The organism is Gordonia sp. IEGM753 (assembly GCF_050321825.1).
In the GTDB taxonomy this organism is placed as follows: Bacteria; Pseudomonadota; Gammaproteobacteria; order Pseudomonadales; family Pseudomonadaceae; genus Aquipseudomonas.
The window spans coordinates 189408-202448 of sequence record NZ_JBNQGB010000002.1; the positions used below are offsets into that span (position 1 = coordinate 189408).

A 13041-nucleotide genomic window follows, 5' to 3' on the forward strand; every position below is an offset into this window, starting at 1 on the left:
AAATGAACGCAGATTTTGCAGAGCTGCATAATTTTTTTGGTTCCTATTCCCATCAAGATTGGACATTCGAGCATGAGACGGCCGAGCAGGTTTTAGACACCTTCTTAACGGAATCTCACATCGATGAACTGATTAAAGTTCGAAGCGAGATCAACGCGCTACTTGAGCAGAAGCAGGACGAACCGATATTAAGAAATTACTTCTTAAGGAATCTTAGTTGTTACTACTATTATTGGATTTCTTGGGAGTCAGGTGAGTCGTGGTTACGCCACATTGCAAAAAGGTTGAACTCACGAATTGAACGATAAATACGGATATGCCACCCCCCAAGGTCATCGGAAATCCCCTTCAGTTTCCTGCGGTGTTTATTTACCGGTGCAACATGAACTCTAACGATAGTCTTGGGGGGCGCTGCGACTGCAGCGACACGCCCACCCTCTTCCTCAATACCCAGGCACCATTCGATATTCAGGTCAATGCCACCAATTATCGCACTCACGCAGCTCCCCCAGGACCGGAGGGGCTGAGCCCTAGCCCTTGATCCCCACCAACTCACCCCACAAATCCAGCAGTTATTTCCCCGCAGTCCCATTAGAATGCCTCCCACCCGGATCACTGCCAATGGAACTGTCATGCCGCCTCGCTCGTCGCTGTATTCGCAACGTTCGTTGGTCCTTACGCTGATCGCGCTGCTGGGCGCAGGCTTCCTCGCTACGTCCTTTCTCAGTTACTACGCCTCGCGAGCGTCGATCCGTGACAGCATCGTCAATACCGAGCTGCCGCTGACTTCAGACACGGTGTATTCGGAAATCCAGAAAGACCTGGTCAGGCCGATTCTGATTTCGTCGATGATGTCGCGCGATACCTTCATGCGGGACTGGGTGGTCAACGGTGAACAAAACCCCGAGCAAATGACCCGCTACCTCAACGAGGTCATGACCCATTACGGCGCTTACACCGCTTTTTTCATCTCCAACACCAGCCTCACGTACTACCAGGCCAAGGGTGTACTGAAGCAGATCAAAGCCGACGAGCCCCGCGATGCGTGGTACTTCCGGGTACGGGACATGGCGGCTCCGTACGAGATAAACGTCGACCCGGACTTGGCCAACCGGGATAACCTGACCTTCTTCATCAACTACAAGGTGTTCGACTACAACGACCGTTTCATCGGCGCCGCCGGCGTCGGGCTGACGGTCGATGCAGTGATCAAACTCATCGACAAGTACCAACAGCGCTATCAACGCAGCGTGTACTTTGTCGACAACTTCGGGCGTCTGGTGCTGACGGGCGCCGAGGGTGGCCCGCAAGGCGCGCACATCGGGCAAACGCTCAATGAGCTCGACAGCATGAAAGAGCTGATCAGCCAACTGCCAAAACCCCACAGCGGCAGCTACGAGTACTCTGTGCAGGGTAAAGGGCATTTCCTTAATGTGCGGTTTATTCCGGAGCTCAATTGGTATTTGTTCGTCGACAAACGTGAAGATGGCGCGCTCAATGACATCCGCCAGTCGCTGTACCTCAACCTGCTGATCTGCCTGTTCGTGACCCTGATTGTGCTGGTCCTGCTCAACCGGGTGATCAAGCGTTATCAAACCAGAATTCATGCCCAGGCAACGCTCGACAGCCTGACGGAGTTGCCGAACCGGCGCGGTTTCGACCTGTTGGCCGCTCAAGCCATGCACGAAGCCCAGCGCGAACCAAAGCCGTTGACCGCGTTGTTGCTGGACCTGGATCACTTCAAGGCGTTGAACGACACCTATGGCCACCTTGCCGGCGATCAGGTGCTGATCGGTTTTGCCCGGGACCTGGAAAGTTGCCTGCGTCACTCCGACATCGTTTGCCGCTGGGGCGGTGAAGAGTTCATCGTGTTGCTCAAGGACACCGACGGTGAAACCGGCCTGATGATCGCCGAAAAAATTCGTCAGCACGTGCAGCAACAGCGTTATGCCTACAACGGCAGCGAACTGCAGCTGACCGTCAGCATCGGCCTGACCACGCTACAACCCGATGACACCTTGCACACCCTGCTCTCTCGAGCCGATCATGCGATGTATCGGGCCAAGCAATCTGGCCGTAACCGCACCTGCGTGGAAATGTCTCACTCAAGCTATGAATAACCCTGCATGAACCGCCCTGACATCTGCCCAGCCTGCGGCGCAAGCAACGACTGCACCCTGGCGGACCCGCGAACGGCTGACCAGGCGTGCTGGTGCTTCAGCGTCAGCATCGACCCGGCAGTCCTCGAAGCGTTGCCGCCAGAACTGCGTGATCAATCTTGCCTGTGCCCACGCTGCGCCGGGGTCGACGCACTGTTGCAAGCAGCCAAGCCGCCGATCGCCTAATATGCGCGGCCCTTTTTCTATCGATGCCCGTCATGCGTGTTGACCGCTTCCTGAGTAATCTGCCGTGCTTCAACCGTCAGCAGGTTCGCCTGTTGCTGGTGGAGAAACGTGTGCGCATCGACGGCGATATCGTCAGCGACCCGCACGCGCAAGTCAGGGAATTCAGCCGCGTGGAGGTCGATGGCGAGGTGCTGCAAGTTGGCAAACCGTTGCGTCACTTCATGCTGCATAAACCGCCGGGTTGCGTCAGCGCCACGCGCGATCCGCAGCACCCGACCGTGCTCGACCTGATAAACGAGCCAGACAAGCACGACCTGCACATCGCCGGTCGCCTGGACTTCAATACCACCGGGCTGATGCTGATCACCAACGATGGCAGTTGGTCACGACGCCTGACCCAACCGCAGACCAAATTGCCCAAGGTTTACTACGTTGAAACCGAACAGGACATCGGACCGGAATATGCGCTGAAATTTTCTGAAGGCCTGTACTTCGCCTTCGAAGACCTCACCACGCAGCCTGCCGAACTGGAACTGCTCGGGCCAAAATCTGCACGTCTGAGCATTGTCGAAGGTCGCTATCACCAAGTGAAACGAATGTTCGGCCATTTCGACAACAAAGTGCTGCGTTTGCACCGAGAATGCATGGGGCCGCTGGTGCTCGACCGCTCGCTGAAACCGGGCGAATACCGCTCGCTGAGCGATGACGAGATCCAAATGATCTAAGCGGCCTACCGCCGAGCAGAAGTTGTCGAACAATTTACCAATGGCACTTGCAGGATGGCGCAGCCCCTGCTTGAATCAGGACGTCAGCCGAAATGTGACTGACGAGTCACACCATACTTCTAAGAAACTTTTTGTCGGTTAGAGAACCCTCAGGTTCCGCCTCAGGCCGACAGACTGCCCGCCAATAACAATACCCGTCGACCTGCTTCACCGGATCGACATGGGCCTCTCAAATTCCAGGCGTATGCCTACCTGTCACAAAGCTCGTGCAATCTCATTTGCGCGCATACCCGCTTGCCAGGAGTCTTATGACATGAGGCCAGAAATCGCTGTGCTGGATATACAGGGTCAGTATCGGGTTTACACGGAGTTCTATCGCGCAGACGCCGCAGAGAAGACCATTATTTTGGTCAACGGCTCGATGGCCACGACTGCGTCGTTTGCACAGACCGTGAAAAACCTTCACCCGCAGTTCAATGTGGTTTGCTACGACCAGCCCTACGCGGGCAAGTCCAAGGCCCACAACCTGCATGAGAAATTGCTGACCAAGGAAGTTGAAGGGCAGATCCTGCTGGAGCTGATCGACCACTTCGCCGCCGAACACGTGCTGTCGTTTTCCTGGGGTGGCGCGGCGACGTTAGTGGCCTTGGCCCAACAGCCGCGACGCATCGAAAAAGCCGTGATCAGTTCGTTCTCGCCAGAGATCAACTCACACATGCTCGACTACCTCGAGCGCGGCGTCGATTACCTCGGCAGCCGTGACGGTGACCGCGTCGGCAATCTGGTGAACAGCACCATCGGCAAACACTTGCCGACCCTGTTCAAGCGCTTCAACTACCGCCACGTCAGCAGCCTGGCCGACCATGAGTACGGGCAGATGCACTTTCACATCAACGACCTGCTGCACAGTGATCGCCAATGCTTCCTCAAAGCGGCGCAAAGCATCAACGTGCCGGTGTTGTTCATGAATGGTGAATGGGATGAATACACCGCCGCCGATGGCGCGCGATTGTTCGCCAACCACGTGCAACACAGCACGTTCACCACCCTGGAAGCCACCGGCCACTTTCTGGACATGGAACACAAAGCCGCATGCCGCGACAGCCGCAACGCACTGCTTGGCTTTTTGAAACCTGCTCAGCACGAAAGCCGACCGCGTTATCACTACGTCCAGGATCACCATGCACCGGCACTTTGAAACAGCGTCATCGCGAGCAAGCTTCGCCGCCCTGCAGTGTTAAACGTATTCCTGTAGCAGCGAGGCTTGCCCGCGAACGACCGTCACACGGTCCACGCATTGTTGCACCCGCGTCAAAGCCGTCCCGCACAAAGAAAAACTTCATTTCCAACGCAACATCTGGTACAAAGTCAGCCGCTCTGAGCGGGTATAGTTTAATGGTAGAACAGTAGCTTCCCAAGCTTCCGACGAGGGTTCGATTCCCTCTACCCGCTCCAATCGAATTTTGCTCTTTCGTTAAAGTGTTTTTGACGGGATGCAGCCAAAAAAAACCGGCCCTTATGGCCGGTTTTTTTGTGGGCTGGATTTAGCTACCTCGCATCGTTGATGCATTAATCACCGATTGCATGTCAGTCAAGCGAACGCTAATATCTCCCAAAAAGGGAGGAACAACAGTGCGAGTTATTGCAAAAGGGACTTTGCGGGAATTCTGGGAAAGCAGTCCGTCTCACAGCGAAGCTGAAATCCCACTGGTTGAATGGTATCGACACATGGAAAGGGCAATTTATCGCACGCCACAAGAGGTGAAGGCGGAGCTGAGAACAGCCAGCATTCTTAAAGGGGCCAGGGTCGTGTTCAACATCGGTGGCAACAAATACCGAGTAGTCCTGGCCATCGACTACCAACGACAACTTGGCTTTGTAAGATTCGTTGGTACTCATGCACAGTATGATCAGATCAACGCGGAGACCGTGTAATGGACATTAAACCTATTCGCAGCCAAGAGGATCTGACGGCTGCACTGGCTCGAATTGAGAAGTTGTGGGGGGCAGAAATTGGCTCACCTGAAGGCGATGAGCTGGAAATTCTTGCGCTGCTCGTCGAAAAATACGAAGACGAGCATTTCCCGATGCTGCCCTCCGATCCGATTGAGGCCATAAGATTTCGCATGGAGCAGCAGGGTTTGACCCCTCGTGATTTGGAACCCTTCATCGGTACCAGCGGGCGCGTATCCGAAGTGCTGAATCGCAAACGAAAGTTAAGCTTATCGATGATCAAGCGCTTGCACGATGGGCTCCGAATTCCTTACGAGAGTTTGCTTGCGGGTGTCTCTTGACCCTAAACCTGAAACTGCAAATGCCGGTCCATGATCGGCTAATGCTGATCACAGGTCTAAATAGGCTCACTGAGACAACAATCGGCCACACACTCAGTGCGCCTGGTAAACGACACCCACAGAGCACCACGAACATGACTCAAAACATTTACGACGATCCGGAGTTTTTCCAGGGTTACGCACAAATGGGCCGCTCCATTGGCGGCCTGGATGCGGCGCCGGAATGGCCTGCGTTAATGTCGATGCTGCCGCCGATGAAAGGCTTGAACGTGGTGGACCTCGGCTGCGGTTATGGCTGGTTCTGCCGTTGGGCCAGTGAACAAGGCGCCGACAATGTGCTGGGCCTGGACGTATCGGCGAAAATGCTGGAGCGTGCGCGCACGACAACGTCAGCGCCGAACATCCAATACGCCCGCGCCGACCTGGAGAATCTTGAGTTGCCGCCGGCCAGTATTGATCTGGCTTACAGCTCTCTCGCGCTGCACTACATAAAAAATCTGCCGGGCTTGTTCGCACAAATTCATGCGACCCTTAAGCCCGGTTCGCGTTTCGTATTCTCCATTGAACACCCGATCTTCATGGCTCCGCGCAACCCGGGCTGGTTGATTGATAGCGAGGGCAACAAGCGCTGGCCTATCGACAGCTATCAGCTTGAAGGCGAGCGTGTGACGAACTGGTTGGCTGAGGGCGTGATCAAGCAACACCGGACCCTGGGGACGCTGTTGAACACACTGATCGCAGCAGGGTTCACGATCCGGCATGTCAACGAGTGGGGACCGTCGGAGGCCGACATCGCGGCGCAACCGGCGCTGGCAGAAGAGCGTGAGCGGCCAATGATGCTGTTAGTCGGGGTGCAGCGATAAGCACCCCGTTTGCATCAAGACTTAACGCGTTGCCACGATAAACAAACGCGGAAATGGCAGCAGCACCGAACCATCGCTCAGGGCTGGATAAGCCTGTTCGATGGCCGCCTGATACTGTTTCAGGTACTGCGCTCGCTCGGCATCATCCAGCGGTTCGAGAAAGGGCCGCAAGCCGCTGCCCTTGAACCATTCCACAACCCCTGAAGCGCCACCGGCAAGCGGATGATGGTAAGTGGTGCGCCAGATATCGACGCGAGAACAGTGCGGGCGCAGCATCGAATAGTAGCCGCTGGCACTGTCCATCTCGGTTCGCAGCCCCGCCGCACTCGCAAGCTTGCTGGCCCATGGACCCGCTGCGGCGACTTCGCGCATCAGGCGATGAGAGGGTTCATTGAGATTGTCCGGCATCTGGATCGCCAGGCTGCCGCCGGATGATAGTTTGCGCACCAGCGCCGGCAGAGACGTCGAGTGATCGGGCACCCACTGCAAAACAGCGTTGGCGAAGATCACATCAAAAGGTCCACTTTCGCTCCAGGTATCAATGTCCGCGAGATCGAATTGCACTTGGGGCAAGCGCTTGCGCGCAGCCTCGATCATGTCGGTCGACGTGTCGATACCACGCACCGTCGCGTTGACAAAACGCTCTACCAACAACTCGGTGGAGTTGCCGGGGCCGCAGCCGATGTCGATTGCCGAGCGCACGTCCAATGGCGGGACCGCCGCGAGCAAATCACGGGCCGGGCGTGTACGTTCATCTTCAAAAGCGACGTATTGTTTGGCGGACCAACTCATTGCGTTCTCCTGTTGGTGTTGTCGTGCGTGGACAGACAACCGGTTCGCTACGATACCGCGCCCCGACTGCCTGCCCAACCCGACTTACGGCTACCGTCAGTTGACCCAACCTCCTCGCTGCCAGTGCCAGCCATCATTACGCTGCTCCCAGTGCGGATGCACGTAACGATAACCTGGCCGTACCGGTTCCCAATGGCCATGAACGGCCACATAGCGTCCACCTTCCCAACGCCAATACCCACGCGACCAGACATAACCCTGGCGCCCTACCGGTTCGACTTCGATCACGCGTTCCGGTGGCGGTTGCGGTGCAACCACTTCCACATATTCGCGTTGCACTGGACGCCGGTCGTGCACCACGCGCTCTTCCACACAACCGGAAGCCGCCATAACCACCGCCAGCAATGCCACATTACGTAACCACATGCTGCCTCCTCAGGCTGTTCGCCAATCGAGTGAACCAGCAAAAAAATGCCCCCTGTTACAACCATGCTCCTGCCTGGCTCCTGAATTTTGTAACAGGTCCTGTCTGTCTAAAACCTGAACTGGCATCACTTCGTCGGTGCAACACACAGGATCTCGAAAAGCTCGACAGCGCTCTAAATTGTAAAAAGAAATTTCAGGAGGCAGCCGCTGTCAGACGATCAGGCCTATCCCAATAAGGAACACGGAAATGAAATTCGCGAAGATGTCCCAAGCCCTTTCAATGTGGGCGGGCAGTCCAACGACGTTCGTGGTTGCAGTGGCATTGATCGTCATCTGGGCGCTGACTGGGCCGATTTTCAACTACAACGACACGTGGCAGCTGATCATCAATACATCGACGACGATCATCACGTTTTTGATGGTATTTCTGATTCAAAACACGCAAAATCGCGACAACGATATTCTTCACCTGAAGATTGATGAACTGTTGCGTGCAACGACGGACGCGCAGAATGCGATGCTGGGGCTCGATGGCAAAAGCCTCGAGGAGCTGGAAGCGCTGAGGAAGCAATACCGGGCGATGGGCGAAAACCAGACGTTGACGCTGGAGGGCACATCGGCAGAAACCAAACACAAGCAAGACCTGAATCAGTGCTGATGCTTGCCCTCGCGGGTGACCGGTTCACCCGCGCGTTCTACTCGGTTGATCAGCGACTGGCTTGAAGGGCCTTGGCCATTTGCAGATGATTCTGCAATTTGGGCAGGGTTTCTTCGGCGAACGCTTTGATTTCCGGCACGTTGGTCGTCTTGGCTTCCTGTTGCAACTGCTCAATGGCCTCTTCAGTCGATTTCACCTGACTGTCGGCATAGGACTGATCGAAAGCGGCGCCCTCCTTCACCTCTGGCATCAGCTCTTTGGCTTTGCCGACCACCTCTTCGCGTGGCGCAACCGGAATATCCAGCTGTTTGGCTATCTTCGCCAGGTGCTGGTTGGCGGTCGTCCGGTCGTTGATGACGACGATGGTGTAATCCTTCACTTCCTTGGATTCGGTTTTCTGGTGCGCCAAGCGACTGGCTTCGATATCGGCCATGCCTTTGGCCGATGCGTCGTTGATGAATTCGGCAGGTGACTCGGCAAACGCACTCGTGGCGCACACGCCCAGTAGTGTGGCAAAACCGACATTGCGTATATGGGTGGCCATCCTGTTCATGGTCGCGCCCTCCTCAAAATAAAATTAAAACGGGAGCTTTCGCCCCCGCCTCTCAATCAAAACTACCTGCACCAACTACTTGGATTTCTGACCACCTTTGCGGCCCATTTCTGGTTTCGCAGGGTCTTTATCGACAGTCGTGGTGGTAGTTTTCCCACCTTTGCGACCGGCTTCAGACGCCTTCGTTCGATCGTTGGCGAAGTTTCCCGAGTTCGAGTTTCTTGAATTAGGCATGATTCTCTTCCTCTTGGTGATGATCGCGACGAGCTTGAGCCCGCATAGAATCTGAATTTCAATCGCCACAAAGGTTTAGAAAAAATAAATGCGCTGCGACGAACGGTGACGAAATATCAGGTGCCTAGCCGCAGGTGATGCTGGCGTTTCACTGCGTACATTGCTTCGTCGGCATACCTGAACAGCTGTTCCTCTTCAGTGCCATGCTCTGGGTAATACGCCACCCCAATACTTGTCTGCAGGATCATGTTGTGGCCATCCAGGCGAAGTGGATGGGCGAGCACCTGACGAATCTTCGCCACCACACCGTCCGCGTCTTCCAGGGTCTGGATGCTGTGCAGCAACACCACAAATTCGTCACCGCCGATGCGCGCCACAGTGTCGGTTTCGCGAACGCAGCCTTTCAGCCGAGCGGCCACCGCTTGCAGCAACATATCGCCGACGGCATGGCCGTGGGTATCGTTGACCGCTTTGAAACGGTCGAGATCGACGTAAAGCAAGGCCATGCGGCCAGAATCGGCACGCGCCAATGTCAGTGAGGCTTTAAGCCGCTCGCGCAGCAGTTCGCGATTGGGCAATTGAGTCAGTTGGTCATATTCGGCCATACGCTGCAGGCGAGCGTGCAGTTGCTTGCGCTCTATGGCGGTCGCAACTTGCGCACACACGTATTGCAACAGCTCTTTGTCCTGCTCGGTGTAGCGCTCACCGCCCGCGACGCTTTTGACCAACAACGCGCCGATGGTGCCGTTGTGCGAATTTAACGGCGCGCCCAACCAACAGGATGAATGTTGGCCCATAACCAGCGATTCAAACCTGGCAGGCGCGTTGTCCGCCGCCAGCATGATTGGCTGCCCACTGCGAGTAATCTCGTCGCACAACCGGCCGGTGACGGTCGAGGGCCATTCGGGATGCTGTTCATGGTCGTTTACGTGATAGGGGAATTTGAGCTGCGTGGTGCGTTCGTCATACAGCGCGACGGAGAAATTCAGCGCCGGCAGCCACTTACCGATAATCAGGTGAATACGCTTGAACAGCGCCAGCAAGTCTTCTGCCGCGTGGGCAGCTTCGGAAATGGCGTACAGCGCCGCTTGCCTGGACTCGGCCTGCTTGCGCTCGGTAATGTCGCGGGCAACGGCGATGCGCAGTTGATCAACCTCCGACCAACGCGCCGACCAAAGAATGTGGGCGACGGTGCCGTCCTTGCGCACGTAACGGTTTTCGAAGTTGAGTTTGGGCGAGCCACCCATGATCTCCCCTGCAGCGTCGAGCGTGCGTTGCCGATCGGCGGGATGCACCAGATCGATCATTGGCTGGCCGATCAATTCATCCGGGGTGTAGCCGAAAATACGCTCGCAGGCCGCGCTGACAAACACGAAGCGACCCTGTTTATCGACCGCACACACGGCGTCCAGCAAAAGATCGAGGTAACTCGCCAGCGGCGCGGAATTTCTAGTGGCCATGGTGACCTGCGTTCAACCTCATGTGTTGTTAGTCCATCTCTATAGCCGCCAACATCCGGCCATTCAGCCAGCTTAATGCTTGATCCGCGCCCCGTCGCTTATGCCACGCCAGTACAAACGTGAACGAGGGGATATGAAACGGCGGCGGCACCACGATAAGCGCTGCGTGATCGATAGCCAGCAAACCCCGACTGGCAACGGTGAGGATCAAGTCTGTGTCGCTTATAACATCTGGCGCGACACTCCAGTGCGGCAAGCTGACGGCCACCCGGCGGCGCTCGCGCAAAGCTGTCAGCGCCCGTTCGATTTCCGGGGTCCCACTGCCGCGCATCTCCAGCAAAACGTGGGGCCGGGCAAGGTAGGTTGCGAGGTCGAGGCGGCCATCGGCTGGTAGCGTGCGACGGTCAAGGAGGCACGTAAAATGCTCCTCGAATAACGGCGTGCTGCGCAACTCGTTCGGCAGCTCCGGAAACACCCCGGCCGCGACATCGATATCACCATTGAGCACGCCATCAAGCATGCCTTCGCGGCTGGCGTGAGTGATTTGCAAGTCGATACCCGGCGCCTCACGTCGCAACGCTCGAACCAATTGCGGCAGGACGATGGCTGCACCGTAGTCGGACATTGCCAAGCGAAATGTCCGTTTGGCGGTGGCCGGATCAAAAGCGTTGGGCGCCAGCAACGATTGCACTTGAGCCAGGATTTCAGCCAGGGGTGCCATCAGTTCAAGGGCGCGCGGGGTAGCGATAAGGCCGGCGCCGGCGCGCACCAGTAACGGGTCACCCAGCACATCGCGCAACCGCGCCAGCGCATGACTGACCGCCGGTTGGCTCAAGTGCAAGCGCTCGGCGGCGCGGGTCACGTGCTGCTCGCTGAGCAATGCATCAAGGATCACCAGCAGGTTCAGGTCGATGCGCCTTAGATCATTCATCTGATGCATGTTCTACATGTTTATTTGGAATTTAAATTTGCACGACGAATACTCTACAGTCCAACAAAATTTGTTGGAGAAAGATCATGAGTACGTTGCATTGGGTCGGATTGTTGTTGCTGGCGGTTTTTGCTGGAGCCGTGGTGCCTTTTCAAAGCGCGATCAACGCCAACCTCGGGCGCGGACTGGGGCATCCGCTGTGGGCAACGCTCGCCTCTTTGATGGTCAGCATTGTGGTGCTGCTGCCCGTGATGCTGGCACTGCGCCTGCCCCTACCGTCACTCGCTTTTATCACTAAGGCTCCCCTGTGGATGTGGGCGGGGGGCGCGTTTGGGGTGTGCTTTATCTCATTGGCGTTGATGCTGCTGCCCAAGCTTGGAGCATCAGGGTTCATTGCCTTGGCGCTGGCGGGACAGGTAGCGGCATCGCTGATGCTCGACCATTTCGGGTTGTTCGGGTTGGTGGAGCGCCAGATGACACTGCCGCGAGTGGCTGGCGCGGTGTTGCTGATTGCGGGCGTGGCGCTGATTCAATTCAGCGCCGCACCGGCGAAGGCCATAATTGCGACCTCTTGAAGATCAAAAGGCGCCGTCAGAACGCGCTGCGGAAAATCTCTTCTATCTGCCGTTGATCGGCCACACGCGGGTTGGTCAACCCGCAGGCGTCTTTCAGCGCGTTGGCGGCGAGCACCGGGATGTCATTGAGCTTGGCGCCCAGCTCCCGTAAACCACCGGGAATTTCAACATCATGGGCCAGGTTGCGAATCGCCACGATGGCTGCTTGAGCGCCCTCTTGCGGACTGAAACCACGGATAACGGCCCCCATCGCGTGGGCGACATCCGTCAGCCGGTCGGCGCAAACCAGTGCGTTAAAACTTTGCACGTGCGGCAATAGCACCGCATTACACACACCGTGCGGCAAGTCATAGAACCCGCCGAGTTGATGCGCCATCGCGTGGACGAAACCGAGGGAGGCATTGTTGAACGCCATGCCCGCCAGGAACTGCGCGTACGCCATGTTTTCCCGCGCGGCCATGTCGCTGCCATTGCGCACTGCCTGGCGCAGGTTGTTGCTGATCAACGTGATGGCTTTCAGCGCGCAGGCATCGGTGATGGGGTTGGCGGCGGTCGACACATACGCTTCGATGGCGTGAGTCAGCGCATCCATGCCCGTGGCGGCGGTCAGGCCTTTGGGCATGGCAACCATCAGCGCCGGGTCGTTGACCGACAGCAACGGTGTGACATTGCGGTCGACGATGGTCATTTTTACGTGGCGTGATTCGTCGGTGATGATGCAGAAACGGGTCATTTCGCTGGCCGTGCCCGCGGTAGTGTTGATGGCGATCAGCGGCAATTGCGGTTTAGTGGATTGATCGACGCCTTCGTAATCACGAATCTGCCCGCCGTTGGTCGCACACAGTGCAATGCCCTTGGCGCAGTCGTGCGGCGAACCGCCGCCCAGCGACACCACAAAATCACAGCGACTTTCCTTGAGCAAACCCAGGCCCAGTTCGACGTTGGCAATGCTCGGATTGGGTTTGGCGCCGTCGAAGATCACCGATTCGATGTCCTGCAGTGCCAGCTTCTCGGCGATCATGCTTGCGACGCCTGCTTTCGCCAGCCCGATGTCGGTCACGATCAATGCTTTGCGAAAACCGTACTTGCCAATGGCGACCATGGCTTCGTCGAGGCAATCGCTGCCCATGATGTTCACGGCAGGAATGAAAAATGTGCTGCTCATCAACCAATCTCCTCGGCTTG

17 protein-coding genes and 1 tRNA gene are annotated in these 13041 nt (G+C 56.7%); 11 read left to right on the forward strand and 7 right to left on the reverse strand.

The window, feature by feature from the left end:
* Positions 1–2 precede the first annotated feature (2 nt).
* The 9 genes from ACQR3R_RS13755 to ACQR3R_RS13795 all read left to right on the forward strand — a co-directional run bounded on the left by ACQR3R_RS13755 (position 3) and on the right by ACQR3R_RS13795 (position 6227).
* The gene (locus ACQR3R_RS13755) at positions 3–308 is read left to right on the forward strand and encodes a contact-dependent growth inhibition system immunity protein (protein WP_428272844.1); all 306 of its coding nucleotides are present in this window, start codon (positions 3–5) and stop codon (positions 306–308) included.
* A 324-nt stretch (positions 309–632) separates the two neighbouring features.
* On the forward strand, positions 633–2120 hold the full coding sequence (locus tag ACQR3R_RS13760; RefSeq protein WP_428272845.1) for a diguanylate cyclase domain-containing protein: 1488 nt from the start codon (positions 633–635) through the stop codon (positions 2118–2120).
* Positions 2121–2126: 6 nt separating this feature from the next.
* The gene (locus tag ACQR3R_RS13765) at positions 2127–2345 is read left to right on the forward strand and encodes a cysteine-rich CWC family protein (protein WP_428272846.1); all 219 of its coding nucleotides are present in this window, start codon (positions 2127–2129) and stop codon (positions 2343–2345) included.
* A gap of 32 nt (positions 2346–2377) precedes the next feature.
* Positions 2378–3070, forward strand: coding sequence for a pseudouridine synthase (locus ACQR3R_RS13770; RefSeq protein ID WP_428272847.1), 693 nt, complete (start codon positions 2378–2380; stop codon positions 3068–3070).
* A gap of 313 nt (positions 3071–3383) precedes the next feature.
* A complete protein-coding gene (locus tag ACQR3R_RS13775) occupies positions 3384–4268 on the forward strand; it encodes an alpha/beta fold hydrolase (protein ID WP_428272848.1) in 885 nt (294 codons plus the stop codon).
* A 183-nt stretch (positions 4269–4451) separates the two neighbouring features.
* Positions 4452–4525: transfer RNA gene (locus tag ACQR3R_RS13780), tRNA-Gly, on the forward strand.
* A 177-nt stretch (positions 4526–4702) separates the two neighbouring features.
* Positions 4703–5005, forward strand: a complete 303-nt coding sequence (locus ACQR3R_RS13785) for a type II toxin-antitoxin system HigB family toxin (RefSeq protein WP_428272849.1) — start codon at positions 4703–4705, stop codon at positions 5003–5005.
* Positions 5005–5364: a helix-turn-helix domain-containing protein gene (locus ACQR3R_RS13790; protein ID WP_428272850.1), complete on the forward strand. Its 360-nt coding sequence runs from the start codon at positions 5005–5007 to the stop codon at positions 5362–5364. The genes ACQR3R_RS13785 and ACQR3R_RS13790 overlap by 1 nt, the downstream gene beginning before the upstream one ends.
* Positions 5365–5498: 134 nt before the next feature.
* Complete coding sequence (locus tag ACQR3R_RS13795; RefSeq protein WP_428272851.1) at positions 5499–6227, forward strand: methyltransferase domain-containing protein; 729 nt, start codon at positions 5499–5501, stop codon at positions 6225–6227.
* A gap of 21 nt (positions 6228–6248) precedes the next feature.
* On the opposite strand, the gene tam is transcribed toward ACQR3R_RS13795, so the two are convergent.
* Both tam and ACQR3R_RS13805 read right to left on the reverse strand, forming a co-directional pair.
* Positions 6249–7019, reverse strand: a complete 771-nt coding sequence (gene tam, locus ACQR3R_RS13800; protein ID WP_428272852.1) for a trans-aconitate 2-methyltransferase — start codon at positions 7017–7019, stop codon at positions 6249–6251.
* Positions 7020–7115: 96 nt separating this feature from the next.
* Complete coding sequence (locus tag ACQR3R_RS13805; RefSeq protein ID WP_428272853.1) at positions 7116–7445, reverse strand: hypothetical protein; 330 nt, start codon at positions 7443–7445, stop codon at positions 7116–7118.
* Positions 7446–7692: 247 nt separating this feature from the next.
* On the opposite strand from ACQR3R_RS13805, the gene ACQR3R_RS13810 reads away from it, so the two are divergent.
* Positions 7693–8103 carry a low affinity iron permease family protein gene (locus ACQR3R_RS13810; protein WP_428272854.1) on the forward strand — a complete coding sequence of 137 codons (411 nt, stop codon included), beginning with the start codon at positions 7693–7695 and terminating at the stop codon, positions 8101–8103.
* Between the two features lie 49 nt (positions 8104–8152).
* On the opposite strand, the gene ACQR3R_RS13815 is transcribed toward ACQR3R_RS13810, so the two are convergent.
* The 4 genes from ACQR3R_RS13815 to ACQR3R_RS13830 all read right to left on the reverse strand — a co-directional run bounded on the left by ACQR3R_RS13815 (position 8153) and on the right by ACQR3R_RS13830 (position 11281).
* A complete protein-coding gene (locus ACQR3R_RS13815) occupies positions 8153–8656 on the reverse strand; it encodes a DUF4142 domain-containing protein (protein ID WP_428272855.1) in 504 nt (167 codons plus the stop codon).
* 75 nt (positions 8657–8731) lie between these two features.
* Entirely contained in the window at positions 8732–8890 is a 159-nt protein-coding gene (locus tag ACQR3R_RS13820; protein WP_090181100.1) for a KGG domain-containing protein, read from the reverse strand.
* Between the two features lie 116 nt (positions 8891–9006).
* Positions 9007–10350 (reverse strand): diguanylate cyclase domain-containing protein, encoded by a 1344-nt coding sequence (locus ACQR3R_RS13825; RefSeq protein WP_428272856.1) that lies wholly within the window; start codon positions 10348–10350, stop codon positions 9007–9009.
* 28 nt (positions 10351–10378) lie between these two features.
* Positions 10379–11281, reverse strand: a complete 903-nt coding sequence (locus ACQR3R_RS13830) for a LysR substrate-binding domain-containing protein (protein ID WP_428272857.1) — start codon at positions 11279–11281, stop codon at positions 10379–10381.
* Between the two features lie 86 nt (positions 11282–11367).
* Between ACQR3R_RS13830 and ACQR3R_RS13835 the strand changes: the two genes are divergently transcribed.
* Positions 11368–11856, forward strand: a complete 489-nt coding sequence (locus ACQR3R_RS13835; protein ID WP_428272858.1) for a DMT family transporter — start codon at positions 11368–11370, stop codon at positions 11854–11856.
* A 16-nt stretch (positions 11857–11872) separates the two neighbouring features.
* Here the strand turns inward: ACQR3R_RS13835 and yiaY are convergent, their stop codons facing one another.
* Positions 11873–13021, reverse strand: coding sequence for an L-threonine dehydrogenase (gene yiaY, locus ACQR3R_RS13840; RefSeq protein ID WP_428272859.1), 1149 nt, complete (start codon positions 13019–13021; stop codon positions 11873–11875).
* Positions 13022–13041: the final 20 nt, after the last annotated feature.

Coding starts and splice junctions, on each gene's coding strand:
- ACQR3R_RS13760 (WP_428272845.1), top strand. CDS start 633: ATGCCGCCTCGCTCGTCGCTGTATTCGCAACGTTCGTTGGTCCTTACG.
- ACQR3R_RS13770 (WP_428272847.1), top strand. CDS start 2,378: ATGCGTGTTGACCGCTTCCTGAGTAATCTGCCGTGCTTCAACCGTCAG.
- ACQR3R_RS13775 (WP_428272848.1), top strand. CDS start 3,384: ATGAGGCCAGAAATCGCTGTGCTGGATATACAGGGTCAGTATCGGGTT.
- ACQR3R_RS13835 (WP_428272858.1), top strand. CDS start 11,368: ATGAGTACGTTGCATTGGGTCGGATTGTTGTTGCTGGCGGTTTTTGCT.
- ACQR3R_RS13820 (WP_090181100.1), bottom strand. CDS start 8,890: ATGCCTAATTCAAGAAACTCGAACTCGGGAAACTTCGCCAACGATCGA.
- ACQR3R_RS13805 (WP_428272853.1), bottom strand. CDS start 7,445: ATGTGGTTACGTAATGTGGCATTGCTGGCGGTGGTTATGGCGGCTTCC.
- ACQR3R_RS13810 (WP_428272854.1), top strand. CDS start 7,693: ATGAAATTCGCGAAGATGTCCCAAGCCCTTTCAATGTGGGCGGGCAGT.
- ACQR3R_RS13815 (WP_428272855.1), bottom strand. CDS start 8,656: ATGAACAGGATGGCCACCCATATACGCAATGTCGGTTTTGCCACACTA.
- ACQR3R_RS13765 (WP_428272846.1), top strand. CDS start 2,127: ATGAACCGCCCTGACATCTGCCCAGCCTGCGGCGCAAGCAACGACTGC.
- yiaY (WP_428272859.1), bottom strand. CDS start 13,021: ATGAGCAGCACATTTTTCATTCCTGCCGTGAACATCATGGGCAGCGAT.
- ACQR3R_RS13825 (WP_428272856.1), bottom strand. CDS start 10,350: ATGGCCACTAGAAATTCCGCGCCGCTGGCGAGTTACCTCGATCTTTTG.
- ACQR3R_RS13755 (WP_428272844.1), top strand. CDS start 3: ATGAACGCAGATTTTGCAGAGCTGCATAATTTTTTTGGTTCCTATTCC.
- ACQR3R_RS13795 (WP_428272851.1), top strand. CDS start 5,499: ATGACTCAAAACATTTACGACGATCCGGAGTTTTTCCAGGGTTACGCA.
- ACQR3R_RS13790 (WP_428272850.1), top strand. CDS start 5,005: ATGGACATTAAACCTATTCGCAGCCAAGAGGATCTGACGGCTGCACTG.
- tam (WP_428272852.1), bottom strand. CDS start 7,019: ATGAGTTGGTCCGCCAAACAATACGTCGCTTTTGAAGATGAACGTACA.
- ACQR3R_RS13830 (WP_428272857.1), bottom strand. CDS start 11,281: ATGAATGATCTAAGGCGCATCGACCTGAACCTGCTGGTGATCCTTGAT.